At 50.9% G+C, this 25,089-nt stretch carries 27 protein-coding genes; 14 read left to right on the top strand and 13 right to left on the bottom strand.

Translation table 11 applies throughout. The features are described 5' to 3' along the window. Positions 1 to 26: 26 nt before the first annotated feature. Both K7P01_RS23200 and K7P01_RS23205 read left to right on the top strand, forming a co-directional pair. Positions 27 to 878, top strand: a complete 852-nt coding sequence (locus tag K7P01_RS23200) for a hypothetical protein (protein ID WP_267296972.1) — start codon at positions 27 to 29, stop codon at positions 876 to 878. A 243-nt stretch (positions 879 to 1,121) separates the two neighbouring features. Next, on the top strand, positions 1,122 to 2,291 hold the full coding sequence (locus K7P01_RS23205) for a threonine aldolase family protein (RefSeq protein ID WP_267296973.1): 1,170 nt from the start codon (positions 1,122 to 1,124) through the stop codon (positions 2,289 to 2,291). A 14-nt stretch (positions 2,292 to 2,305) separates the two neighbouring features. Here the strand turns inward: K7P01_RS23205 and K7P01_RS23210 are convergent, their stop codons facing one another. Continuing rightward, entirely contained in the window at positions 2,306 to 4,726 is a 2,421-nt protein-coding gene (locus tag K7P01_RS23210) for an ABC transporter permease (RefSeq protein ID WP_267296974.1), read from the bottom strand. A 147-nt stretch (positions 4,727 to 4,873) separates the two neighbouring features. Between K7P01_RS23210 and K7P01_RS23215 the strand changes: the two genes are divergently transcribed. Next, positions 4,874 to 5,206 (top strand): ArsR/SmtB family transcription factor, encoded by a 333-nt coding sequence (locus K7P01_RS23215; protein ID WP_267296975.1) that lies wholly within the window; start codon positions 4,874 to 4,876, stop codon positions 5,204 to 5,206. Between the two features lie 185 nt (positions 5,207 to 5,391). Here the strand turns inward: K7P01_RS23215 and K7P01_RS23220 are convergent, their stop codons facing one another. The 6 genes from K7P01_RS23220 to K7P01_RS23245 form a co-directional block, all read right to left on the bottom strand. Continuing rightward, the gene (locus tag K7P01_RS23220) at positions 5,392 to 6,291 is read right to left on the bottom strand and encodes an alpha/beta fold hydrolase (RefSeq protein WP_267296976.1); all 900 of its coding nucleotides are present in this window, start codon (positions 6,289 to 6,291) and stop codon (positions 5,392 to 5,394) included. A 28-nt stretch (positions 6,292 to 6,319) separates the two neighbouring features. Further along, positions 6,320 to 6,730, bottom strand: coding sequence for an OsmC family peroxiredoxin (locus K7P01_RS23225; protein ID WP_267296977.1), 411 nt, complete (start codon positions 6,728 to 6,730; stop codon positions 6,320 to 6,322). 266 nt (positions 6,731 to 6,996) lie between these two features. After that, entirely contained in the window at positions 6,997 to 7,359 is a 363-nt protein-coding gene (locus K7P01_RS23230) for a winged helix-turn-helix transcriptional regulator (protein WP_267296978.1), read from the bottom strand. A 58-nt stretch (positions 7,360 to 7,417) separates the two neighbouring features. Further along, positions 7,418 to 7,750, bottom strand: a complete 333-nt coding sequence (locus K7P01_RS23235; RefSeq protein ID WP_267296979.1) for a nuclear transport factor 2-like protein — start codon at positions 7,748 to 7,750, stop codon at positions 7,418 to 7,420. A gap of 45 nt (positions 7,751 to 7,795) precedes the next feature. Then, positions 7,796 to 8,590, bottom strand: coding sequence for an SDR family oxidoreductase (locus tag K7P01_RS23240; protein WP_267296980.1), 795 nt, complete (start codon positions 8,588 to 8,590; stop codon positions 7,796 to 7,798). A 172-nt stretch (positions 8,591 to 8,762) separates the two neighbouring features. Next, positions 8,763 to 9,515 carry an MBL fold metallo-hydrolase gene (locus tag K7P01_RS23245; protein WP_267296981.1) on the bottom strand — a complete coding sequence of 251 codons (753 nt, stop codon included), beginning with the start codon at positions 9,513 to 9,515 and terminating at the stop codon, positions 8,763 to 8,765. 115 nt (positions 9,516 to 9,630) lie between these two features. On the opposite strand from K7P01_RS23245, the gene K7P01_RS23250 reads away from it, so the two are divergent. Both K7P01_RS23250 and K7P01_RS23255 read left to right on the top strand, forming a co-directional pair. Beyond that, positions 9,631 to 10,104: an OsmC family protein gene (locus tag K7P01_RS23250; RefSeq protein ID WP_267296982.1), complete on the top strand. Its 474-nt coding sequence runs from the start codon at positions 9,631 to 9,633 to the stop codon at positions 10,102 to 10,104. Between the two features lie 68 nt (positions 10,105 to 10,172). Further along, entirely contained in the window at positions 10,173 to 10,676 is a 504-nt protein-coding gene (locus K7P01_RS23255) for an SRPBCC family protein (RefSeq protein WP_267296983.1), read from the top strand. Here the strand turns inward: K7P01_RS23255 and K7P01_RS23260 are convergent, their stop codons facing one another. Continuing rightward, complete coding sequence (locus K7P01_RS23260) at positions 10,677 to 11,297, bottom strand: cupin domain-containing protein (RefSeq protein WP_267296984.1); 621 nt, start codon at positions 11,295 to 11,297, stop codon at positions 10,677 to 10,679. It abuts the gene before it with no gap. 288 nt (positions 11,298 to 11,585) lie between these two features. Here K7P01_RS23260 and K7P01_RS23265 point away from each other — a divergent pair, with 288 nt between their 5' ends. The 7 genes from K7P01_RS23265 (at position 11,586) to K7P01_RS23295 (ending at position 17,353) form a co-directional block, all read left to right on the top strand. Next, a complete protein-coding gene (locus K7P01_RS23265; RefSeq protein ID WP_267296985.1) occupies positions 11,586 to 12,428 on the top strand; it encodes a universal stress protein in 843 nt (280 codons plus the stop codon). Positions 12,429 to 12,548: 120 nt separating this feature from the next. Continuing rightward, complete coding sequence (locus tag K7P01_RS23270; protein WP_267296986.1) at positions 12,549 to 13,802, top strand: Hsp70 family protein; 1,254 nt, start codon at positions 12,549 to 12,551, stop codon at positions 13,800 to 13,802. A gap of 109 nt (positions 13,803 to 13,911) precedes the next feature. Next, positions 13,912 to 14,451, top strand: a complete 540-nt coding sequence (locus K7P01_RS23275; protein WP_267296987.1) for a hypothetical protein — start codon at positions 13,912 to 13,914, stop codon at positions 14,449 to 14,451. A 177-nt stretch (positions 14,452 to 14,628) separates the two neighbouring features. Then, on the top strand, positions 14,629 to 15,204 hold the full coding sequence (locus tag K7P01_RS23280; RefSeq protein WP_267296988.1) for a hypothetical protein: 576 nt from the start codon (positions 14,629 to 14,631) through the stop codon (positions 15,202 to 15,204). Positions 15,205 to 15,213: 9 nt separating this feature from the next. Beyond that, positions 15,214 to 15,867, top strand: coding sequence for a hypothetical protein (locus tag K7P01_RS23285; protein WP_267296989.1), 654 nt, complete (start codon positions 15,214 to 15,216; stop codon positions 15,865 to 15,867). A gap of 81 nt (positions 15,868 to 15,948) precedes the next feature. Continuing rightward, positions 15,949 to 16,716: a sensor histidine kinase gene (locus K7P01_RS23290; protein ID WP_267296990.1), complete on the top strand. Its 768-nt coding sequence runs from the start codon at positions 15,949 to 15,951 to the stop codon at positions 16,714 to 16,716. Continuing rightward, the gene (locus K7P01_RS23295) at positions 16,709 to 17,353 is read left to right on the top strand and encodes a response regulator transcription factor (RefSeq protein ID WP_267296991.1); all 645 of its coding nucleotides are present in this window, start codon (positions 16,709 to 16,711) and stop codon (positions 17,351 to 17,353) included. Before K7P01_RS23290 ends, K7P01_RS23295 begins: the two co-directional genes overlap by 8 nt. A gap of 356 nt (positions 17,354 to 17,709) precedes the next feature. Here K7P01_RS23295 and K7P01_RS23300 read toward each other — a convergent pair whose 3' ends face one another. The 3 genes from K7P01_RS23300 to K7P01_RS23310 form a co-directional block, all read right to left on the bottom strand. Further along, a complete protein-coding gene (locus K7P01_RS23300) occupies positions 17,710 to 19,137 on the bottom strand; it encodes an APC family permease (protein WP_267296992.1) in 1,428 nt (475 codons plus the stop codon). A 70-nt stretch (positions 19,138 to 19,207) separates the two neighbouring features. Continuing rightward, on the bottom strand, positions 19,208 to 19,414 hold the full coding sequence (locus K7P01_RS23305; protein WP_267296993.1) for a hypothetical protein: 207 nt from the start codon (positions 19,412 to 19,414) through the stop codon (positions 19,208 to 19,210). Further along, complete coding sequence (locus K7P01_RS23310; RefSeq protein WP_267296994.1) at positions 19,411 to 20,022, bottom strand: retropepsin-like aspartic protease; 612 nt, start codon at positions 20,020 to 20,022, stop codon at positions 19,411 to 19,413. Before K7P01_RS23310 ends, K7P01_RS23305 begins: the two co-directional genes overlap by 4 nt. Positions 20,023 to 20,269: 247 nt before the next feature. On the opposite strand from K7P01_RS23310, the gene K7P01_RS23315 reads away from it, so the two are divergent. Next, positions 20,270 to 21,403: a sensor histidine kinase gene (locus K7P01_RS23315; protein ID WP_267296995.1), complete on the top strand. Its 1,134-nt coding sequence runs from the start codon at positions 20,270 to 20,272 to the stop codon at positions 21,401 to 21,403. Next, positions 21,381 to 22,103 carry a LytR/AlgR family response regulator transcription factor gene (locus K7P01_RS23320; RefSeq protein WP_267296996.1) on the top strand — a complete coding sequence of 241 codons (723 nt, stop codon included), beginning with the start codon at positions 21,381 to 21,383 and terminating at the stop codon, positions 22,101 to 22,103. Before K7P01_RS23315 ends, K7P01_RS23320 begins: the two co-directional genes overlap by 23 nt. 131 nt (positions 22,104 to 22,234) lie before the next feature. On the opposite strand, the gene K7P01_RS23325 is transcribed toward K7P01_RS23320, so the two are convergent. Beyond that, positions 22,235 to 23,599: a sensor histidine kinase gene (locus K7P01_RS23325; RefSeq protein WP_267296997.1), complete on the bottom strand. Its 1,365-nt coding sequence runs from the start codon at positions 23,597 to 23,599 to the stop codon at positions 22,235 to 22,237. Then, a complete protein-coding gene (locus tag K7P01_RS23330) occupies positions 23,589 to 24,953 on the bottom strand; it encodes a sigma-54-dependent transcriptional regulator (protein WP_267296998.1) in 1,365 nt (454 codons plus the stop codon). The genes K7P01_RS23325 and K7P01_RS23330 overlap by 11 nt, the downstream gene beginning before the upstream one ends. Positions 24,954 to 25,089 lie beyond the last annotated feature (136 nt).

Genomic DNA, 25,089 nt, shown 5'->3' on the forward strand with positions numbered 1-25,089 from the left:
TGTGCATTCCTGAACGATAAATGTCAATGGGATTCGATAAAAGAAAAGAACTATACTGGGCTGGCGCCATCCTGCTGTCGACGTTAATTACCGGAATCCTGGTTTTTGGAGAAGCGTTATGGGATGGCCAGCCGGTCGACATACAACTTCATGACACGTATTTTGTCTTAACCAAGACGCTGTTCCTGGTCGTTGTCTTTATCGTGCTGGCGGTGGTTGTCTACGGATGCAGGGCTGTTTTAAGCAGTTCCAGTATAGTACTTAAGATTGTGGCGGGTATACTGGTTGTGATAGTGATCGGTACATTGATCACTATAGGGAACGCCGTGTATTGGCTGCACCAACAGGCAGCCGTAGCTCCCGTGGAGGAGCGTTGGGAAGGCAAGTTCTCGCTCGTGAAATATCCTTCCGATAGGTATAATATCAACTATGATACCATCGAAGTAGATTCCTTCCGGGTCGTATTGATCATTTGCCTTAATACAGGATCGAGTTTAGAAAATACCGGAGACGTTTGGATGAGATGCCTTGTGGGCGATAGCATTACCGAAAAATATATAGGGCCATTGGAGAGCGAAGCTGGCGTCTGGATCCCTGATCCGCAACCCATTCCGAAAATGTTCATGGCGATACAATGTGGCGAATTTGACGGGGTAATAAATCTTGTAAGTAAAAAAGGAGAATTTATTTCGTTCCCCGGTAGGTACTATGCAGTGGATGAGAAAAATCGCATGTATACAACGTTTGCGGAGTATGACACGTTGGTGTACGCATATGATCTGACAAAAGGTAGCGGCGAGAGCCTGTTAGGAAAACATATGTTACACAGGGATCTTGTATTCCAGGGGGGTGGGGCCAACGGGTATTGGGTGAAATAGACAACGCTGGTATCATCCGCCAGCGGACACTTCCGTCCGCCGATGGGCGTCCGGCGACTGGCTAAGGCCCCCAGGGGTCCCGTAGGGTCATTTATTCATGGCGTGAATATTGGGTAGGAGGTAAGCTTGATGATCTTGTTATTCGTATCGTATGACCCTTCCCGCGGAGGTGTTGCGCAGCGAATAGTATTGTGGATCCCTTGTCACGTACCTATCTTACAGCGGTTGTAACACACCTATCCCATGAACCTGGACAGAAGAAAATTCCTAAAGACATCCGGCGCGGCATTGCTGCCGGCCATGATTCCCGTATCGTCGGTCTTGGCGACGAGCATGGGGCACACTCAACCTGCTGCGCCGACGGGGCCAGCGGTGAAATTCTTTGGCGACGGCGAAATGTTTGAGCCTGTTGACTATTTGGCCGAGCTGCAAAAGTTTCAGGCGACTACCGGCATTGGCCGCGACCGGTATGGCATGGGTGGGTCTATTGAAGCGCTGGAAAAAAAGTTTACCGAGATAACGGGCAAGGAAAAAGCCATCTTTATGCCCAGTGGTACGATGTCGAACCAACTGGCCATCTCGGTGCTGAGTGGTGAAAATACCAAAGTGATCGTACAGGAGACCAGCCATGTGTTCCGGGACGAAAGCGACGCTGCCCAAACGATCTTTAGCAAACGGCTTGTGCCGCTGGCGAAAGACGCGGCATACTTCACCGGGCAACAATTAGCAGAAGGTATTGCGGCATTAAAGGAGGCGGAGGTATTCAAAACAAATGTAGGAGCGGTGTCAATTGAAAACCCCGTACGCCGTGCCGACGGTCGGGTGGTGCCGTTGGAAGAAATAAAAAAGATCAGCGCCTATTGTCGCAGCAACAACATCGGCCTGCATCTCGACGGTGCACGTATCTTTCTGGCCTCCGGCTGGACAGGTGTATCGATTAAAGAATATGCCTCTTATTTTGATACGGTATACATTTCACTCTACAAATACTTTGGCGCGGCAGCCGGCGCTATGCTGTGCGGTCCGCGCGAGGTCATAGACAAGATGGCCCACCTGGTGAAAGTACACGGCGGTGCCATGTATGGCAACTGGGCGAATGCCGCCATGGCATTACACCGCATGGAAGGTTTTGAAACCCGTTTGCAAAATGCCATTCAGGCGTCCAAAGTAATCTTTGCAGCGTTGAATAAATTACCAGGTGTAAAGATTGGCGCGCTTGACGGGGGAACGAACATTTATACGCTTGACCTGGATAAAAAGATAGACCGTAAAAAGTTAAGAGACACCCTGCGCGAATCGAACATCCTGATGCCTATACCCGACGGCGACAACCGCGCGATGCTTATGGTCAATGAAACGTTGCTATATCAACCAGTAGACGCTATTGTGAACGCATTTAAGAAGGGGCTTTGAAGCCCCTTCTTCTTTTACTCCGATCGTAACCGCGTAGCCGGATTTGCCAACGCGGCTTTGATTGATTGGTAACTAATTGTTAACAAGGCAATCGCGAGCGCTGCGACGCCCGCCAGGGCGAATACATCCCACGTGAGCTCGATGCGGTAAGAGTAGTCGTCCAGCCATCGCTGCATGAGGTACCAGGCCAGCGGAGTAGCCAAGGCAAACGAGATCAATACCAGGCGTACAAAGCTCTGCGTCAGCAGGCGCAGGATGGTATTGACAGAGGCACCCAACACCATCCGAATACTGATCTCCTTACTACGTTGTTCAACTATAAAGGATGAAAGTGCGAACAATCCCAGACAGGCAACGATGACAGCCAGCACGGCGAAGCTTGCAAACACACTCCCCATGCGCTGCACATCTTCGTAGAGCCTGGCGTAGCTTTCGTCGAGGAAGGTATACCGGAAAGGTTGGTTGGGCATGGCCACGTCCCATTTATCCTGAATTGCTTTCAGTATACCCTGCATGTCGGCTGTTTGTGTCTTGACGGCCATGACCGAGCCGCCACTGCCCAACGTCATGCACAAAGGATTGATCTTACTTTTCATGGATTCGAAGTGAAAGTCTTCGACTACGCCGATCACGGTAAATGTTTCCCAATTCTGAATGTGCTCGCCAAGCGGGTTTTGTAAGCCCAGCTCGCGGGCCATGGCCTGATTAATGATGACTGCCTGGGAATCGGAGGCGATCTGTACATCGAAGTTCCGGCCCTGTAGCAGTTTCATATCCATGGTGGCCAAATAGTCGGGGTCTACAAACCAACGCTGTGCGGAAACACCTTTGTCGATCTTGGAGCGCCCTTCTTTCCAGAATGAATTCTGATCGCGGTGTGATCCCGCTACGGGCAGATAATTGCCGGTAGTGGCATGCTGCACTCCGGACAAGGTTAATACTTCGTCTTTCAGCGTTTTGAGTCCCTCTGTGGTCAACGTGTTGGTGCCCTGGATCATGATGACCTGATCTTTGCTAAACCCGATCCTGGTGTGCAGCATATAATTCATCTGCCGGTAGATGATAAACGTGCCGATGATCAAGACCATCGAGGTGGTGAATTGAAAGACCACCAATCCGTTGCGCAGTCCGGCGCTGCGGCTGCCGCGGCTCACGCTGCCTTTCAATACATCGATCGGCTTGAAAGCCGACAGGTAAAACGAAGGATATATACCGGCGACCACGCCGATCAGTACCGCAGCAAGCAAGACCATTGGCACCAACCACCAGGCTGTCCACGGCATGGCGAGCGTACGACCGGCCAGAGCGCTGAAAGAGGGTAATGCCATCCATACCAGCAGCAAGGCAATGACAAAGGAGATGAGACTATAGAGCAACGACTCCATCAGGAATTGTCGGACCAGGTGAAAACGCAATGAGCCGACAACTTTGCGCAGTCCCACTTCCTTTGCACGATTGGCCGACCGGGCCGTCGAAAGATTGATAAAGTTGATACACGCCAACGCGAGGATAAAACACGCCACGGCTCCAAACAGCCAAACGTACCGCATATCGCCATGCTGAAGGGAGTCGTTGATTTCGGCGGTCAGGTATATATCGCGTACAGGCAGCAGGCCGAAGTGATGATACTTGCGTACGTCGTCGATAGATTGGTCGCCCACCTCCTTCATATAACCCAGCAAGTGCTTATCGCGCATACTGGTCAGCTTTTGTTCTAAGACATGCGGGTCGGCATCGGGGCGCAGGCGCAGGTATACATCGTAGTTCCAGCAACACCAGCTCGTTTGCTCGCCGGGCCAGAATTCAACGTCTTGCAGCGTGATCAGGAAGTCAAAATGCAAGTGTGATGTGGCCGGAAAATCCGGCATCACCCCGCCAATGGTAAAGGGCACTTTGCGCTCGTCATTTAAGACAACCGTGCGGCCAATGGGGTCTTCGCCCGGGAAGTATTTGTCAGCTTTGCTTTTTGAGATCACAATGGTATTAGGGCGATCCAGCGCATGCAGCGCGTTACCATAGACCATGGGTATTTCCAGAATTTGAAGTAGGGCCTGATCGGCGTAAGCAAAGCCTTCTTCAAAGGTATTCTCCGCCTGCTCTTCGCGGCGGAACAAGTTGCTGCCGGCTTTAAACCAGTTGAAGGGAATAAGCCGCGCGGAAAGCTCGACCTCAGGATAGTCAGCTTTCACGATAGACGCCACCGAGGCAGGCATGGACGTCCATTTGCCGGCATCGGGTTTGGTAAAATTATTATAGAGCCGATAAATGCGGTTCCCCTCCTGGTAGGCCTGATCATGGCTTAGCTCGTGCCGGATGAACAGGAAGATGAGCATGCACGTGGCAAGCCCCAGCGCAAAACCACCAATATTAATGGTGGTGTACATTTTCTGCCGCGACATCGACCGCAAGGCAATGATGATGAAATTCTTCAACATACGCAGGAGGGTTTAAAATGTGGAGAATACGGGGTACTGACAGAAGATACCGATGAAGGGGGGAAGGTTGCATGCGTTTGAAAAATAATATTTGAGAAGCCACGTAGTTGCGCATATATTGCAATCAAATAGTTTCCAATTAAATGTATGATTGAGAGAAGGGATGTATTTCAGGCCATTGCCGATCCTACCCGGCGGGCCATTTTGACACTCATTGCGATACAGGCGATGACGCCGAACGCATTGGCTGAGCACTTTGATACCAGCCGGCAAGCGGTTTCCAAACACATTCGTATCCTGACCGAATGCGAGCTGGTGCAGCAGGAACAGTCCGGTCGCGAGATATACTACTCGTTTAATCCAACAAAACTAAAAGAAGTGGACGCGTGGTTGGACCAGTTCCGGCAACTATGGGAAAAACGATTTGATCAACTGGATAAAGTTTTAAAACAGCTAAAATCAAAACCGCATGGCAAGTGATCCTGAATCACAATTCGTCAAAGATCTGGCAAACAAAAAAGTGTTAAAACGCACGACTCTTGTTAAAATGAAGAAAAGCGTCCGCTGATTATGCGGACGCCTTTCTTTTAGTGCCGTGTTGTATCCGTGTGGATGACGCGATCCCTGGGGCGATGGCTGTTCCTTTAGCGGCAACGTGCCGCGATTTATTTTTTTGCGAACTTTTCAAGTTCAGTATTAAATTTCTCTGCCTCTTCGACAAACAATGCGTGACCACTGTTTTCAAATTTTACAATGTATGAGTTCTTAATGCCTTTTTGAAGTTCTTCGGCAAACACAAAGTTACACAGCTTGTCTTGCGTGCCATGAAAAATGGCGACTGGGATCTTAATTTTTGGTAGTGCAGGACGCAGATCAAGATCGCGCAGTGCAGTGATTGACTGCGTAATCGCGTAAGGCCATGCTTCCAGGTTGATGCTCTCCAGCCATTTCTCTACGTTCTTTGATATGCCGCCTTCCTTTGCCGGAAATGCTGCCCCGAAGCTGGCGATCAAGTCCTGCCGGCTGGTCATGGTGGCTTTTATCAGTCCTTCGGCATCAGCGTCTGAAATTCCATACGGGAAATCGTCACGCTTTTTCCACGAAGGCGCAGCGGCTGCAAACAATGCGAGTTTGCTTACGTGGGCGGCGTTGTACTTCGTTACATAATGAAGAACCACTGCACCACCCATTGAGAAACCTCCCAGGACTGCACGTTGAATTTTAAGTTCCTCCAGCACTACTTTTATGTCGTCTGAGAAGACGTCAAAATCGTACTTTCCATACGGCCTGTCTGATTTTCCAAAGCCTCGCAGTGTAATGCCGATTACGCGAAACCCCCTCTGTGCCAGCGCCTGGTATTGGTATTCATACATGGCGTCACTGAGTGGCCACCCGTGAATCAACACGACGGGTTGTCCTTCACCGATGTCAGTAACATGGAGTTTTACATTTTTCTCCACTTCAATGAATTCTTGTCGTCCCGCAGACGCGGGCACTCTTTTCCCCTGTGCAAAGAGCGAAACGCTAATGATAGTAGCTGCTGTGAATAAGATGATTGCTTTCATTTTAGTTAATATTTAGAGTTTGATGGTATTACTTCAGTTGTGCTTCTAACGTGATCTCCATGTTATACGCTTTGCTTACAGGACAAGTATCTTTAGCTTGTTCTGCGATCTTGATAAATTGCTCTTTTGTTATTCCAGGGACGCGCGCATGACTATGAAGCGCAGATTTAGAGATGACTCCATTGATGAGGGATACTATCGCCGTCGTGGTGAGTTCTTCGGGAATAAATCCTGCGGATGTCAGGTCTGCGCTTAGCTTCATCGTGAAACATCCCGCATGCGCTGCAGCCATTAATTCTTCGGGATTTGTGCCTGTCTCTTTTTTTAGTCGTGACTGAAACGAGTACGCTGCGTTACTTAACGTTTCGCTTTGCGTTGTAAGGTTACCGTTGCCTTCTTTGATGGTGCCGGTCCAGATGGCAGTGGCTGCGCTATTCATATCTTATTAATTTTTTTGTTGTAGTAATTTGACGGTACAAAGGTGCAGCGGATGACGGCCCAAGAAAATGGACAAATATCCATGCGCCTGGTACATTTTTCCCTGCCAGGGGATATCGGAGGAGAACCTACCGAATTATGAAGTATTAGAGTATAGGATTACTTCAGTCGTTTTGGACGACTGGATTTTTCAGAGGTTATCGGGATAAACTAACAGAAGAAGACAATCTCACGCTGGCGCGGATGTGTCGCGATAAAAAGCGCTTATTACGATGAGCTGATGTTTTTTAGGACTGTTTCGCGCAGTACTTCCTGGTGGTGATCTGCCCATTCCCCAAGCGCTCCGATTACCGGTATTAAGCTCTTTCCGAGGTCGGTCAGGCTGTATTCGACTTTAGGGGGTACAACCGGAAATATTATCTTCGTGATAAGTTGGTGTGCCTCAAGTTCATTTAGCTGCATGTTCAATACCCTTCTGGACGCATCTGGGATTTTGCGCTGCAGTTCACTGGGTCTTTGATGACCTTCATTGATAAACCACAACAAACGAATTTTCCATTTTCCATAAAGAACCTCTCCAATCAGGTCAAGCCCACAATTGAGTGAAGGTGTTATCTTTCGTTCGTACATGAATACAAATTACCTTTATCACCTTGATTAAACAATAGCCCCTATTTTGATTGAGACGTCAGCCGGTAATTCCCAAAGAACTAATAAGGTTTTCCTTGAAACGGAAATAGTAAGTGAGGACGGCCGGGCTTCCTTCAAACGAACCCGTTATTTTCGCTTTGAGGATACCGCCCGAGGATGCCTCACGGTATTCAACCGGCTCCATGACGGTTTTGTATTTTGCATTTGCGCGTTGGATCCATTGTTTTATTTCATCATGTCCTTCGTGCGTTCTCCCTTCGTCAAACACTTTGGCATCTGGCGAAAAACTCTTTGCATAAGCAACACTATCGAGACGTTCCTGTGCCTGAATCAAAGACTTTACTGATGTTGGCAAATTCATTGTTTTCATATTGATTTATTATTGGTTAAAAGCAAAAAAACTCTAATACTTGTTTTAAATGGTCGGAATGGTTCCTCCGTCAATTACGTATTCCGCGCCGGTCAGGTAGCCGGCGCGTGGAGAAGCAAGAAATCCGACAAGTTCTGCCACTTCCTCTGGTTCTGCTGGTCTTCCGTAGGGAATTCCTCCCAGCGCACGCATGACACTTTGTGTTGCTTCATCCAGTGAAATCATCGAACTGTCAGCGATTCGCTCCATCATTCGTTTTGCGGCGGTGGTCATAATCCAACCGGGAGAAACTGTTAGTACTCGCACGCCTTTCGGGGATACTTCCTTTGACAACCCCTTGCTGTAGTTGATCAATCCGGCTTTTGCCGCTGCATACGGAAGTGTGGAGTCGTGCAACGGAAGCTTACCCTGGATGGAGGCGATGTGAATGATTACGCCTGCTTTGCGTTCGATCATGTTGGGCAGAAAGCCTCGATCTAATTGTACCGGTGCCAACAGATTTGTTTCTATGGTACTGAGCCAATCTTCGTGGGTCAAGATGGCAAATCCACCTGCCGGCGTCTCCGATCCTCCGAGGTTATTCACAAGCACATCGAGCTTTTGAAATTTTGACAAGACCTCTTGAACGACCTTTTCGGTACCCTGCGGTGTACTTAAGTCGGCCTTGATAAAGTGAAAGTCTTCCGACCTATCTTCTGGCGCGTTGCGGGCTGTGATAATCACCGTGGCTCCGGCGGCCAGCAGTCGGGTTGCTATTGCCTTGCCGGTTCCTTTGGTACCGCCCGTGACAAGAGCAATCTTACCGGCCAGTTCGTTATTGAAATCAAAATTGTGTTCCATACAGTGCGTTTTCTTGTGTACAAATTTCAGGAGTACAACGGTGTACAGCAAGTATGGGAAAATGGAATCGTATACGGATAAATTTATCCCTATACAGCCCTGCGCGAAAAAGAAAAAAGCAACCGCCCATACGGACAATTGCTTCTCTTTGTTCGCGCTGGTGAACGTTTCGTCAATTCGGATACCAGTTTCTTGTCCGCACGTCAATCGATTTGTCCGAAGCCTGCACAAGTTTCTTGAATTGCTCTGTATCGCTCAGTCCATTGGCACCGCGATAGTGATAGGGGTATACAATTTTAGGTTTGAAGTCCAACACGGCCGCCGCCGCTTCCGGTACATCCATCGTATAGGGCAGGTTCATGCACACGAAGGCTACATCGATATTCTTCAGACCACGCATTTCAGGAATGCCTGCCGTATCGCCCGAAAGATAGACGGTCTTGTTGCCGAAGGTAAGGACATAACCATTGCCGCGTCCTTTGGTATGTTTGGCGTCGGCAGCTTCCGGCAGGTTATACATGGGAATGGCTTTGATGGAAATGCCAAGCTGATTGGTGGTCTGTCCGTTATTCAGCACGACAACCTTTGCTTTTAATCCTTCCGGCATTTTATCGGCGACGGCCTGGGGTGCGACGATAATTGCTTTCGAAGCTGGAATGGCTTCGAGTGTGGCGGGATTAAAGTGATCGCCGTGAATATCGGTGATCAGAATCAGGTCGGGCGGTGCTATACCCTGGAAGGCCTCGGCGCCGCCATCGGGATCGGCGTAGATCGTTTTGCCCTGCCAGGTAAGGGCGAGTGTAGCATGGTGCAGGGGTTGGATGGTGAGCGGGCCCTTTGAAGTTTGGAGTATATCGGCCGGCGCGCGCTGCGCCAAAACAGCGGTGGCAAACAGCATCAGGAAAATATACAGTGTCGTTTTCATAAGCATGAAATTTTTGGAGTTGATACCAAAGGTAGAGCATTTCGGTTTTTGCACAAATCGACAACTATTTTAGAGAAAATTCGTGAAAGTCAGCATCTAGTCACTTACGATCGCCATGCACGAACATCATTACAACGTCGACATTACCTGGACGGGTAATACAGGAAGTGGAACCTCCAATTATCGTGCATACGAGCGTAACCATACGGTGACGGCAACCGGGAAACCGGTTATACCCGGTTCGTCCGATCCAAGCTTCCGCGGCGATCGCACCCGCTATAATCCCGAAGAGCTTTTCCTGGCATCGGTCTCCTCGTGTCATATGCTGTGGTACCTGCACCTCTGCGCCGAAGCTGGTGTCGTCGTGACGGCGTACCATGATCAGGCTACCGGTGTCATGACAGAGACCGAGGACGGCGGCGGCCATTTTACCGAAATGACGTTGTATCCGGTTGTAACCGTAGAGGAGACAAGCATGATCAACAAGGCAACAGCCTTGCACCACGAAGCCAATCGCCTTTGTTTTATTGCCAATTCGTGCAAGTTCCCTATTTACCACAAGCCTTCCAGCCGCGTCGCAGAGGTGTAATCCCTCCCCGCGCAGGCACGAAGTTTTGGTATCGTACGAGTTTACGGCTTAGTTAAACGGCAACACGTATGACACCAAAAGGAATTACCCTCGTCGCGGAACCGGATAAGTATGATCTTACGATGATACGCGAGTTTGAGGCACCGCGTGAACTGGTCTTTAAAGCACACATCGATGCCGCCTGGTTAACGCAATGGCTGTCGCCGCGCGGCTATGATATGCGGATTGAGAAATTTGATGCACACAGTGGCGGCGCCTATCGCTATATTCATATTGGCCCGAAAGGAGAAGAGTATGCTTTTCGTGGCACCTTTCATGAAGTGTCGGACCCCGTGCGCATCATCCAGACATTTGAATTTGAGGGTATGCCTGAGACCGGCCACGTATGCCTGGACACGGTCAATTTCGAAATCCTTCCCCACGACCGCACCCGTGTAACAACACATTCCATTTTTCAATCTGTCGAAGACCGCGACGGCATGATCGAATCTGGCATGGAGAAGGGTGTGAACGACGGCTACGAAAAGTTAGATGAGCTGTTGAAGAAAGAGTTAGCCAAATCGCCGGTATAATTAGCGCGTAGGCTGAACGAGTACGCGCTGCAAAACTGCCTTGCAAGGCGTTGAAGACGTTACACGCACATTGTGATTGATGTGTAACGGAATGGCGAAATAGTCGCCGGGCTGGAAGCTGTGTATTTCGGTGCCCACGGTGATGTCGCACGTCCCTTCGAGAATGAGGAAATGCTCGAACTCGTCAGTATGTGTTTCGTCGGGTGCGCCGTAGCGCAGCCACAGCAGGCCGGTGGTCTTTTCGCGATCGTGACCAATGATCTTTAGAAACATGGCGCCAAACCCTTCGGGGGCGTCCAGGTCCTTGCGCACCAGCCATTTTTCAAAGTCTTCTATTTTAGTTTTGGGGCTCAATAGCGGGACGGGTTCCAGGACTTCGCCCCCGCGTACACGCTCGCGGAAATCAAGCCTGGCCATCAGCAGCGGCTTCGCGGTAAGCGGAGGCGCGATGGCTTGTGTCTTTGCCAGGAGAAATAGTGTCTCTTCAATTTGTTCGAGCTCGCGGGCAACCTCCGGATACTGGGTAATGGCGAGTTGCACTACGTCAAGGGCGGCTCCTTCCAGCTGCCCAAGTGCATACAACTCTAACAATCCCGACTGTACTAGTTCGTTCGGTTCCATCCTCTTAGTCCAATTTTCCAACTTGCCATCCGCTTTGGGCAATTCTACAAAACGCTTTAATGGGATAACTGCCTTCCTCTATAGCAACACGGTAAACTGTGCGCAGGCGTCAGGCCGTTAAAGCTAATAATATTATGCTTAAAAGCACGTGCCCAGGCTGATGAAAGTCACGACGCCACCTGAGGTAGTTCATATTTTTACCTATGGCAACGCTATACTTTAGCCCTGGGAGCGGATAATGCCATATACCCTCCTGGTCTTCTGTGTATAACCCTAACGATAAAAATTATGAAAACCATATTGGTGCCTTGCGATTTTTCCAAAACGGCGCTCAACGCCTTTTCTTTTGCACTCGATGTTGCGGAGCGCTCGGAAGCGGTTATTCATCTGGTGCACGTTATCGATGTGCCCGTTGTATACGATGCCGCCTTTGTGCCGGCCATGCCCGCCGACGCGACCTTGTATAATGATCTGGAGGCAAAAGCCGAAGAGGAGTTTCGCAAGATCATAGACAAACACCGGTCGTCCGGTATACGTATTGAAGCGAAACTGGCGTACGGAGAGCCCGAAACGTCGCTGCTTGAATATATTCGGACCGCCGGCATTGATGTAGTGATCATGGGCTCGCATGGTGCCCGCGGGCTGCGCGAGCTGTTGATCGGCTCTACGGCCGAGAAGATCATTCGCCATGCCACCGTCCCCGTGATGGTCATCAAAGACAAGTTTCTGGGTACCGTACGCAACATTGCTTTCCCCAACACACTGGAGCCCACCTTGCAGGATGACCTGATCAGAAAAGTAAAAGAGCTGCAAGAGTTCTTTCGGGCCACGCTCCACCTGGTATATATCAATACACCTGTCAACTTCCTGGACGATTCGGTGACGCACGAGCGACTCAACCGGTTTGCGCAGCAGCACCATCTTACCAACTACACACTAAATGTGTACAACCATGCCGATGTGGAAGAAGGCATCAATCAGTTTGTGCGGGAGACGGACGCCGAGCTGATCGCTATGGGCACGCACGGCCGTACGGGCCTGGCGCATATCGTCAATGGCAGCCTGGCGGAGGCGGTGGCGAATCACACCGACCGGATCATTTGGACCAGTACGTTGAAGGATCACGACTAGGCCCACGAAACGCAACGCAGAAAAATGTTTTGTGCCGGGAAATATTACCCGGCGAAAAGAAGGAGTAGGAGGGGAAGAAAAATTCACAGATAATTGCAGGCTAAAAAAACGGCCTGTCCCATGAATGCCTCCTGCGGAATTGATTTTGGAACGTCCAACTCCAGCGTTGCCCTGGCTACCCGGGAGGGCATACGGCTGGCACCCGTAGAAGGCACGCATGTGACCATTCCCAGTGCCCTGTTTTTTGGCGCCAAAGACAATACGCCCACATACGGCCGGGAGGCTGTGTCGATGTTTTTTGCCCGTCGCCCCGGCCGCTTTATGCGCAGTTTAAAACGTGTGCTGGGCACCTCGCTCATGAAGCAGGGGACCATGGTCAACGGGAAAGTGATGAAGTTTGAAAAGATCATCACGCCCTTTCTCAAGAATCTCAAAGACAGGGCCGACGCCACCAGCGGCCTCGACCTGCAACACGTGGTGATGGGCCGGCCCGTGCACTTTGTAGACAACGCTCCCGACGCCGACAGCCGCGCGCAAGCCGAGCTAAAAGCGATGGCAGAAGCCGTAGGCTTTCGATACGTAGACTTTCAGTTCGAGCCGATCGCTGCTGCGTTTGCGCACGAGGCAAACGTGTCAGGCGAGAAGCTGGCGCTGGTGGCCGACCTGGGCGGTGGTACGTCCGACTTTACCGTCATTCGTCTTTCAAACGCCTACGTAAAGAAGGCCGACCGCACCAGCGACATCCTGGCCAACACCGGTGTGCGCATCGGCGGAAACGATTTTGACAAAGATCTGAGCTTGTCGGCCATTTTGCCCGAACTGGGCTACCGCAGTACCTACGGAGAGAAACATCTGGAGGTGCCGCTTAAACCGTATCACGACCTGGCCGAGTGGAGCAAAGTAAACGTTCTCTATACCACCAAGACGGTGGCGCAAACGCGCCAGTTGTTATACCAGTCGCACGATAAAAAACGCTTCGGCCGGTTGCTCACGGTGTTGGAGCAGGAGACGGGCCATGCATTGCTCGCGTCTGCGGAGGAAACCAAAATTGCGTTAACGTCGGCGGCAACGTATCAGGCGCCATTTGAATTTATAGAGCCGGGCTTTTTTATCGATGTGCCCCGCCAACTTTTTGAAGAATCCATTCGCGTGGAGATTGAGAAGATTGCACAGGCGGCCACGCAGTGTATACATGACGCCGGCGTGGGCGCTGCCGCCATCGAGCTGGTGATCCTGACGGGCGGCTCTACAGAGGTGCCTCGGGTACAAGAGGAGTTTCGCCGGTTGTTTCCCAACGCAGCGCTGGCAGACGAGAATAAACTTTCCAGTGTAGGACTGGGCCTGGCGTACGATAGTCGCAATAAATTTGGCTAGCCAGCCGCCGATTTATACAACTAATTTTACACATACACTTTTATACGATTGAGCGATATTGAGCGTTAAGTTTCCAGAAACGTTCTGGTTAATCTTTACGTGTATGTATATGAAAAGTAAAATCCTAACCGCGGTATCGCTGTCCCTATTTGCCGTCCTGGTCATTACGTCGTGTGGAGATGATGACGATGCCCGGGAAAACTATTTTACGACGGGTGCTCAGCAACATCCGGTAACGCTCGCAGCACGAATAGGTCCCGCCATTCAAATGCAGAATGCTTCCGGGAGTACATTTTACAGGCATCGAATTAAGTTTTGGGACGATGGTTATAGCTATGTCAATAACGCAGTGACAGGCGAAGGTGAAACAGTCGACTTTTGGCTAAACACCCGCAGTGAGACGCTGGAACCCAATAATTACATTCTTCAACTGAACCATGCCGAAGGTGGCTGGGGTCAGATCGTGCAAGGCATATGGGCCAACGCGGCGAATATGGATGAGCGTGAAGCTTTGGTTAAGGGAGGGCTTATGCGCATACAAAAGGATAATGATGTGTACACTATATCATACGATCTGGAACTGAACGGGCGCATATATACTAAGCTCAAAGGCTACTACCAGGGCAAACTGGATATGATGGAGGAGTAGCCGGGGCGCATGTCGGTAATCCGTGCCCCCTTGATTTTGTACGAATTAGCGCCCTTTTCCTGCCGCGGATAGGGGGAGAAGGGGGAAAAATACCCTTTCGGGTACCCTTAGTTTTCTGGTGCTGGTTTTCTGCATAGTTTAGTCGTTAAACACAGCTAACTCATTAACGGCTATATCATGAAAACTGGACGTTTTACGGGGACCCTCCCGTTTGTGCTCGTGATCTGCATGTTGTCTATCGGTTGTCAGAAAGACCACGGTCACCCGCCAAAGCCCTCCGGGCTTATTAGTTTAAAACGTGCGCGCGAAATGTACCAGGCCTACCAGCCCCGGTTTGACGCCGTTACCAAATTCCGCGATGGCAACGAAGACGCCCGCTACGGCTGGCACTCGCTGGACTACTACAAAGAGTACATTGCCTACCTCGAAGATGAAAGTAAAAAGATTGGTGTGGAGGTCTCCGGCCTGCGCTTATACTACGTAGCGTATCCGGAGGATGCCGAGTCCGGCGATCAGCGCGGCTACCAGACCTTTATATACCTCCCCACATACTACGACAAAAAACAGGATAAACATATTGCCTTTGACCCGCTGTACCTGGACGATGCCGGTAAACCTATACCGGTGCACGACCTGATCACCAAGGGTGAAAGCAAAGAAGCTATGTTTCTGAAGGCAGGTTTGCTGATGTCGGTAGCGCCTGGCTCGGTTGGAAATATGGGTGAGATGTGTAAGCCGAACTGTTCGGAGTAACAGGCGGTCATGAGCCTTTTCGGACTGATTAAATACCTGGAGCTGCTGGCAGCCCTGGTGGCGCTGTTGTACTATCGCAAGTATGCGACGTCACACCTGCGGCACTTTGTGTACCTGTTGTGGGGTGTGGCTGCCATCGAATTTGTGATGGCCGCTGTGAAGCATTTTTACGCTGGAGTAGTCGTGCAAAATAATTTTCTATATAACCTCCTGACGTCGGTACAATATGTATACTTCTTTTTCGTGTATTATTATACGTTGAAGACTCATCGGTACAAAAAGATCGTGGCAGGCTTTCTGGTGGCGTTTCCCATAGCCGTAACGATCAATTTTTTGTGGATGCAGCGGCTAACCCTCACGGCACCGTTTCATTCCTATACCTTTACCCTGGGCGCTATTTTGCTGATGGTAACGATTGGGTTATTCTTTGCCGAAATATTGAATACCGAGAAGGTGTTGTATTTTAAGCGCTACCTCATGTTCTGGATCAGCATCGGGCTGTTCCTGTTTTATACAGGGATCATTCCGTTTATGGTGGGTGTGAACTTTATGCCCCTATTGCTGAGCTCGGACATGTTGTCAATTATATTCTTTACACTGAACCTGGTGATGTATAGTTGCTTTATCGCCGGGTTCGCGTTAGCCAACACGTATACGGATTAATGCTACCGGCTGCGGACACAGTCCGGCGGCACGGCACATTTTTTTAGAGCGGAAGTGAGGAGAGATTAAAGAAGAGAAACGATGATGGAACGCGAAGTTATTTTAGCAGCAACGCTTACGTTGATTACACTGGTGGTCATCATCATTATCTTTTTTGTCATTTTTCAAAGCAAAAAGAATCAGTTCATCCTGGCTCGCATCGAAGCGGAGAAGCGCCTGGCCGATGAGCTGGCAAAATCAAAAATGGAGATTCGCGAGCAGGGCCTGAAAAATGTGTCCTGGGAGCTGTACGACCACGTGGGCCAGCTGCTGTCCATTGCCAAGTTACAGCTGAGCATGCTGCAATCGCGGCTGTCTGAAGAAGACAAACAGTATGTCGAGGAGGTCAACAACCTGATCGGCGCCAGCCTGGGAGAAATACGTCTGTTGTCGAAAACCCTCAGCCCCGAGGCACTTGGGGCAGCCGGGCTGATCAAATCCATCAATATTGAGCTGCAGCGCTTTAACCGGCTGAAATTCCTGGACGCCAATCTGACTACTATCGGAGAGGAGACCTCGATTGAGCACGAGGAGGAGATCATTTTATTCCGCATTCTGCAAGAGTTTTTCCTGTACGTTGTCAAGCAATCCGGTGCCAGCAAATTGCAGGTAACCCTTAGCTACCAGGCTGATAGCCTGCATGTAGACGCCTACCACAACGGCACCCGGGGTGTGCTCGGTACCTCCAGCCTCGACAATATGCGGCGCCGGGCATCCCTCATTGGTGCTACTTATGACCTCGAAACTTCCCCAAATCGCGGCGTTCACCTATCTTTAGGGTACACTTTTAAAAAAATGGCGCATGCCTGACCAATACTCTATTGTAATTGTCGACGACCACGCACTTTTCGCCCAAGCTTTAAAGACTCTTATCAATACATTTGACAAGTATCATGTACTCTATCACGTCAAGAACGGCGAAGAGCTGATCGAAAAACTGAAATCGCCCGAGAACATACCGGATATTTGCCTTCTGGACATCAACATGCCGGTCATGAATGGCATCGAGACCATGCAGTGGCTTACCCGCCACAAACCGCAGATCAAGGGTCTGGCACTGTCCATGGACGACGAAGAGGCGACCGTGATCCGAATGCTGCGGGCCGGTGCCCATGGCTACCTGCTCAAGGACATTAATCCTACCGTGCTGCAAGACGCCTTCCGCGACGTACTGGAAAAAGGTTTCTATTATTCGGATAAGATCACCAACACCGTCCTCAGCTCCCTGCACCGGGCTGAAGAGGAAATAGTCCTGAAGGACCGCGAAATTGAGTTCCTTAAACTCGTTTGCTCCGAGAAGACCTACAAGGAAATTGCTGCCGACATGTTTCTTAGCCCTAAGACCATCGATGGTTATCGCGAGGCGCTTTTTGAAAAGCTTCAGATCAAAAGCCGCGTAGGACTGGTCATTTACGCCATTAAGAACAAGGTTTATAAGGTGGAGTAGTACTCCATGCGTCTGCTGGCGCCAGCAAAGCTGCCGTGCCGGCACATCTTTCCTACCAGCCAGCTCCTATAAAAAAACGAGGCCAAAGATTTGCAACTGTGGGGTTTACAAAATCCTTGGCCTGTGCTTTCGAGAGAGGGATTCTCTTTGCGTGTTACAAAGATGGCGAATGTACCCCCCTGGCTTCAAGGGTGATTTTCCCCTTTAGCATGGGTACTTCTCCTCTTACCTCCCCCTATATGACGTAGTACCTTTGACATATCAAACACGTAATTAAAATATCTGTCTTTATATGTCGTAGTTGGTTTAGGTCTCTAGGTTAATAGAAAGGGTGTCGAAAGACACCTTTCTGTTTTTTAGGCCTGTTTCTTTTCCTGACGACTCCAGTACCAATAGAAGGGCAGCCCGCTGCACATCAGGGCTAATCCGATCAGCGCTTCGCGCGGCTTGCCGATAAGTGTGACAACAATCAACGCTATACAGAAAAGTATAAAGATGGCCGGCACAACCGGATATCCCCATGCTTTGTAAGGGCGTGGTACATCCGGCATCTTGTAGCGCAAGACGAATACGCCCAGTGTAGTGGCACCGTAGAAGATAAAAGCTGCAAAGATGAGCATATCGGTCAACTGGTCGAAGCTGCCGGAAAACACCAGGATGGATGACCAGACAGCCTGGATCCAAATAGCCTTGGACGGTGTATTATACCTGGGGTGAATATACGATGCGGCCTTGAAGAACATACCCTCTTTGGCCATCGCATAATACAATCGTGGCGGCCCCAACAGTGTGGTGTTGGTACAACCAAACGTTGTCAGCAGGATGAGGATAGCAATAAAGAAGGCACCTTGCTCGCCCAGGAAGTGACGCACGACCGCGACAGCGGCAATCGTGTTCTGCGAGGTTTTGGAAGCGATAATCTGATCTACCGGCAGGATGTAGAGGTAGGTAAAGTTGATGCACAGGTATACCACCATTACAAACATTACTCCAGACACGAGTGCCAGCGGCAGGTTACGGTTGGGGTTCTTGATCTCCCCACCGATGTAGCCCGTGGCACTCCATCCTTCGTATGCCCAGAAGGCACCGAGCAACGCCGCGAACATACTTTGAATAAAGGATGCGCTCAGCCACGACCGCGGTTGGAAGTTAATCGAAGGCGTTTGAAACGTCTCCAGGCTGCCACCACCTATGGTAAGTCCAAGAATGACGATCATAGCGATACTGAACACTACAATGATCAGTACGGCTTTGCTCAGACCTTCTCCGAACTTCAATCCGATGTAGTTGTTATATGACAGGGCCATGATCAGTACGACGGTCAGTACCTTCACGCCAAAATTATCGAAGGGAGTAAAGACACCCCCGATTGAAATCGTGGCCCACTCCGCCGGCAGTACGGGCAGCGGTACCAGGGCATTAAACGATTGCGAAAAGACATAGGCAATGGACGCCACCGCCGCAGAGCGAATGACGGTAAAGGTGGTCCACCCAAAAAGAAACGCAAAAAAGCGATTGTATAGCTTCCGGAAATACACAAACTCACCGCCCGAGTCGGCCAGCAGACCGGCAACCTCTGCGTTGCTAAGCGCGCCACACAGCGTAATAAGACCGGCCAGTATCCAGGCCATCAGGACAAGATCCGCCGAGTGTAGCTCGGAGGCCATCGGTGCTACCTTTTTATATACGCCCGAGCCGATGACAGAGCTTACGGTCAGGATGAAGGCGGAAAAGAGCCCAAGTGAGCGGACGAGCTGTCCTTGTGAGGAAGATGGTTGTGCCATAGTTTCAGGTTGGCGTCAAAGAACGGGAAATTATGTTCAAATATCCAACCCGCTACCCGGGCCGACAGTCCTATTTGTCGTCCGTGGTGTTTTTTTCGCGGTATAGTTCCAGGATACGCTGCCGTTGGTAAAACACAATGGCCTTTAGCTTCCTGAGCTTCTGCCGGGCTGCCTTGAGCCGTGTCTGTGCCAGGCGAAGCTGAGCCTTCTTTTTCTGCAGCTTTTGCTCCAGTGTGTCCGTCGTGTGTTTCGTGCCAGAATCACGTGTCGGGTTCATGGCAGGTGGGGTGTGATGAGTGATGTCAGCGTCGGCGCGATCGAAAGGGTATCGGTTGTTATGGGCGCAGGGACAACGTGGCGTGGCGGCCGGTAAGACAACGCGAGCTTGTTGTAGTGAATGCTGATGCGATACTTCGACAATACATCGGAGCCGATGATGCCGGCAATGCGAATCTCTTCGTTATCGTGTATCGCCCGGAACAGTGCGTGCATATCCTGACCTTGCCAGGCGATATACTTCAGCGGGAGCTGTCCGATTTCGAGGTCACATCCCGACACCTGGTAGATGTTGCTGCGTCCGCCCAGGCCATTGATCGATCGCGCTTCGTGATATACCGTATTGGCTACATGAAAACCAAAGTGCCGGGCTTCGCCAGCGTTCAGCACCGACACGGAAGCGCCCGTATCGATAATAAACCAGGCAGACTTGCCATTGATACGACCGCTCACCACCGGTATGCGGTTGACCATGCGAAAGGAAACATACGCCTCTTCCTTCCGGGCAACACCTGTATGTTGCGGTGCACAGCTCGCGAGGATAGATACCATCAGCATTAGCCCCGGGAGCCACTTGCTGGAATTATGAAAGTAAAGAGTCGATGCCATACACAGTTTGTTTATGAGCGATTGTACTGCGAAGAAAGGCAACGGGTTTCTTACTGTACCGACCTATTAGACTAAGGTTACAAAGACGACGTTACATACCGCCTGTACCGCACCAGGGCCCGCAACGGTCGATGAAAGTCGTTTGTATGGCCCGTTGTGTCGTTCGTCTAAAAAGAATGCAGTTCTATAACCTATTTCAGACATTCACAGTATATGCTGAGAGACTCAGCCTGCCATGGATAAAAAAATGTCCTTTTTTGACCTCCGGCAAGATCGCTACCGCATTTGGCTGCACGTGATCTTCTGGATGGCCTACGTCTTTTACGAGGGCATTGTGTGGGGCCGTGTCGACGGGGACTACAGCCGGCGCCTGGTCTGCTCCCTGATTGATCTGCCCGTCAAGCTCGCCGCAGCCTATTATACCCTCTACGTACTGATCGATCGCTTCTTCATTCAGCGCCGGTATGCCGGCTTCGTCTTTTTGCTGTTGTTGTCGATGACGGTGTTCGGTATCATCTCCCGCGTGGTGGGGTACTATGTCATCTACCCCATGTATTATCCCGAGGCCCTTGGCGTGGGCGTATTTTTTACACCCAAGATCCTGATCACCATCTTCTCCATTTATTCCGTGGTGGGGATCCTGGCATCTTTTCACCTGGTGCGACAATGGTATCGACACGAGCAGGCCACAAGAGCTCTTGAAGACGTCAGGCAGCAATTACAAAAAGAAATGCTCGAGGCCGAGCTCAAGCTGCTCAAGTCACAGATCAATCCGCATTTTCTTTTTAACACACTGAATAACTTATATGTGCTGGCACTTCAGCAATCCGAGAAGACACCGGAGATCGTCTATAAGTTGTCCAACCTCATGAGCTATATGCTCTATGAAGGCAATCACGCCGAAGTGCCATTGGAACGCGAGATCCACTATATCCGCAACTATATCGCACTCGAGCAGATCCGCTATGACGCCCGCCTGGAGGTGGCCTTTAATATATATGATGACGTGGGCCACTTACAGGTTGCACCGCTCGTGCTGCTACCCTTTGTGGAAAATGGATTCAAGCACGGCGTCAGCCACCAACTGGCAGGTGCGTGGATCCGTATTGACATTGGTTTTCACGACGGCGTGCTGATTATCAAAGTGGAGAACAGCAAGCCCCCGGAAAGCGAGCGCTTCTATCACTCGAACCTTCATTCAGGCTTTGGTCTGGACAACTTGAAGAAAAGGCTCGACCTGATGTACCCCGGCCGTTACCACCTCGACGTACTGGACGAAGAAGACTCCTACTTAGTCGTATTGCGATTGGCCCTCGAAGAAAATGCCCATGCAGAAATGAACCCTAGCCCCGAAGCGTATGAAATGTCTTATCGTGGATGACGAACCCCTGGCCCGGCAATTGCTGGAGCGGTACATTGCCGGCGTAAACGGCCTGACCCTGGTAAAAAGCGCCGAGAACTCCATCGACGCCTTCACGGTAATCCAGAACCGGCCCGTCGACCTCATCTTTCTGGACATACAGATGCCCCAGATCACCGGCATCGAATTGCTCCGGTCGCTCAAGCAGCGCCCCCGCGTCATCCTCACCACTGCCTACCGCGAATACGCCTTTGAAGCGTATGACCTCGACGTGGTAGACTACCTGCTAAAGCCGATCTCCTTCGACCGCTTTTTACGCAGCATCAGCAAAATATACCAGCTCCGCCAGCCCATCACCCAAAACGAAGATGTATTACCCGGGGTACAATCCTTTGATGGTGCATACATCTATGTAAAAGAAGATCGCGAAATGATTAAAGTATTTCTAAAAGATATACTCTACATCGAAAGCCTGCGGGATTACGTTCGCATCAAAACCGAGCAGCGGCAGATCATTACTTATCAGAAGATCAGCTACCTGGAGCAGAAGCTCCCCGAAAACAAGTTCGTTCGAATACATCGATCGTTCATCGTAGCCTGCGATCACGTCTCGTCGTTCACCGTACATTCGGTGCGGGTAGGAGGGCTGGAGATCCCCATCGGTAGGAACTATAAAAACAGTACACTGAAGGTATTGCACCGCGATAATGTGTTGCAATGACAGCACAACGAGTAGGCGGAGCCAGCTGACGGGTTTCTCGCCAGTCTGAAGACTGTCACGATGGTAGGCACTCCCGATAGCTATCGGGATCTCCGCCCCGGGGCGGGGCTAAGACTTGCGCCAGTTTCGCGTTAAGATTGTTTCTTAAAGTAAAGTGAAAAAGTTGCCCCCTGCCCGGTAACCGATTGTACTCGAATACTGCCGCCATGCAGACTCATAATCTGTTTCGATAAGCTTAGCCCAATTCCCATCCCTTCCTTTCTTGTGGAGAAGAAGGGAATAAAGATATCGTTGATCTCTTTGGGCGGTATACCTCTACCATTGTCTGTCACTTCTATAACAATATGTCGCTCGGCCGTATACGCACGAATCGAAATTCGTTTCTGCTGCGTCGTCTGCAACGCATGCGTGCTATTACTCACCAGGTTGATAATGACTTGCTCAATAAGCGCTGCATCGCCGGCAATAGTCAACGCCGGATCATCCACAGCGGTAGCAAGTGTGATCTCCTGACGTTGTAAATCCGGCGTGAGGAGTGTACTCAAATGTTCCAGGAACGACCGGAGGTGAACGGTGTCTATCGCTGGACGCGGCACACGCGACAACGTGCGGTACTTGTCAACAAACCCCAGCAGACCCTCGCTCCGCTTGTGAATAGTATTAAGCGAGAAGCGTATATCGTCCAGGTTGTCGGCCGTCACGGCGGTGTAGGGTTTGGGGTGTCCCTGGGCATCGGTCAGCATGGCCTGTAATGTTTCTGTGAGCGACGCGATGGGCGTCACGGAGTTCATGATCTCGTGTGTGAGGATTCGGATCAGCTTGTGCCAGGCTTCAATCTCTTGTTGCTCGATCTCGGTGCGAATATCTTGCAGGCTGATCAACCGGTGGGGCTTGCCCAGAATGACAGTGGTACTCACGGCCACCGCGAGGTGCCCCGTACCACTTTCTTGCCCGGGCGCTAACAACGTACGCCCGTGGTCGCCCAGGTTTTCGAGGGCCTGGACCAGGCCGGGGTGCTGTGCCTGCAAGCGCTTCCAATCGCGGGTGTCATCCGCCTGTAACAAGCTGGCGGCCGTTTGATTCATGAGCACCAACTCGCCGTCGGCGAATGTCAGGATGCCGATGGGCAATTGTCCGACGAGCATTTGCAGAAAATGATACTGCGCTTCCTTTTCGATCTTTACCTGCTGATACCCCTCCAGTACTTGCTGCATACTGGCTTCCAGGCTCCGGAAGCCGCGGCCGCCCGAGGTCTGTTGAAACGTCATGGTAAAGTCGCCGTGGCGGATGCCCAGGAAGAAACGTTCCAGCGCGCGGTTGGTCTTTTGTACATACCAAATCAAGCCGCCGGTTTGCAGCACCACCAGCAGCCCGACCGTAAGCTGGTTAAAGCGTAGATCGGGATGTTGCAACAACCAGGCAAAGGCTACCATGGTCGCGAGCAGCAACGCGGTACGCACGACCACCTGTACGGTAAAATTCTGATTAAATGCCATGGCGTTTCATTCGGCGGTAAAGTGCTGTGCGGGTGAGGCCTAGCGTTCGGGCCGTGGTACTTACATTGCCGTGGTGGTTGGCCAGGGCCTGTTGAATAAATAACTTCTCCATTTCATCCAGCGTCTGCGGGGTAGCGGTAACCGGCTGGCGCAGTCCACCGCCCGTGAGCAATCCTTCGGAAGCAATAACTTTTCCTTCGGTCAAAATGATTGCCCGCTCGACGGCATGTTGCAGCTCGCGGATGTTGCCGGGCCAGGCATACTTCTTCAGGCGGCTTAATACTGCTTTGTCGAACTTTATACCCGGTCGCTTATATTTCTGGGCATAGCGCGCCAGGAAGCGCTCGGCCAGTAAGGGAATATCATCGGCCCGCTCGCGCAACGACGGTACACGGATCTCTACCGTGTTGATGCGATACAGCAGATCCTGTCGGAACTTCTTGTCAAAGACCATCTCGTGCAGCGGCATGTTAGTCGCGCATACCAACCGGAAGTCTACCGCAATTTCTTTTGCCGAACCTACCCGTTGTATGCGGCGGTGTTGGAGTACGGTCAGCAACTTTGCCTGCAAGGCGGGCGATAGGTTGCCAATCTCGTCCAGGAAGATGGTGCCACCCGCAGCAATTTCAAAGCGCCCCGCCTTGTCCTGCCGGGCATCTGTGAAAGCACCCTTCACATGTCCGAATAGCTCACTCTCAAAAAGCGTCTCGCTAATAGCCCCGAGGTCGACGCTGATAAACACATGGTCGCGTCGTACCGACTGCCGGTGAATGGCCCGCGCCACCAATTCCTTGCCTGTACCGTTCTCGCCGAGAATCAACACATCGGCATCGGTAGCCGCCACGCGCGTGATAAGCTCTTGCACACGCTGTATCGCCGGTGATGTACCAATAAACTCATGATAGTGATGATCGAGGTCGCCGCTGAGCTTCTCCTGTGTGTCTTTCAGCCGTAGCACTTCTTTCTTAGAACTGCGCAGTTGCAGGGCCGAGAGGACGGTGCCCAGCAGCTTTTGGTTCTTCCATGGCTTGAGCACAAAGTCAGTCGCGCCATTCTTCATAGCCTTTACCGCCAGATCAACTTCGCCGTACGCCGTGATGAGGATGACAACGGCTTGCGGATCGAGGCGTAGAATTTCGCTGAGCCAATAAAATCCTTCTTCGCCGTCGTTTACACCGCGTGTGAAATTCATGTCGAGCAGGATCACATCGTAGTCTGTCGCCTTCATCCGCGCCGGCAGCTGTGTGGGATCGCTTTCGATATGCACAGTGCTTAGCTCCTGTTTTAAGAACATTCGCGCCGTGTCCAGAATGTCCTGTTCATCGTCGACAATCAATACCGAAGCCGTGGTCATACGCCGTCTTTTAGTGCGGGGAAAGGTAGAGAATTGTATCGGAAACAACCAAGCGGGTGTATCGGAATCGATACACTTTATGGTGCAATATTGAGTAGTGTTAATTGTAATTCGTTGAAAAATAGATGATTATAAG

This window comes from Parachryseolinea silvisoli, from assembly GCF_021190955.1.
In the GTDB taxonomy this organism is placed as follows: Bacteria; Bacteroidota; Bacteroidia; order Cytophagales; family Cyclobacteriaceae; genus Ohtaekwangia; species Ohtaekwangia silvisoli.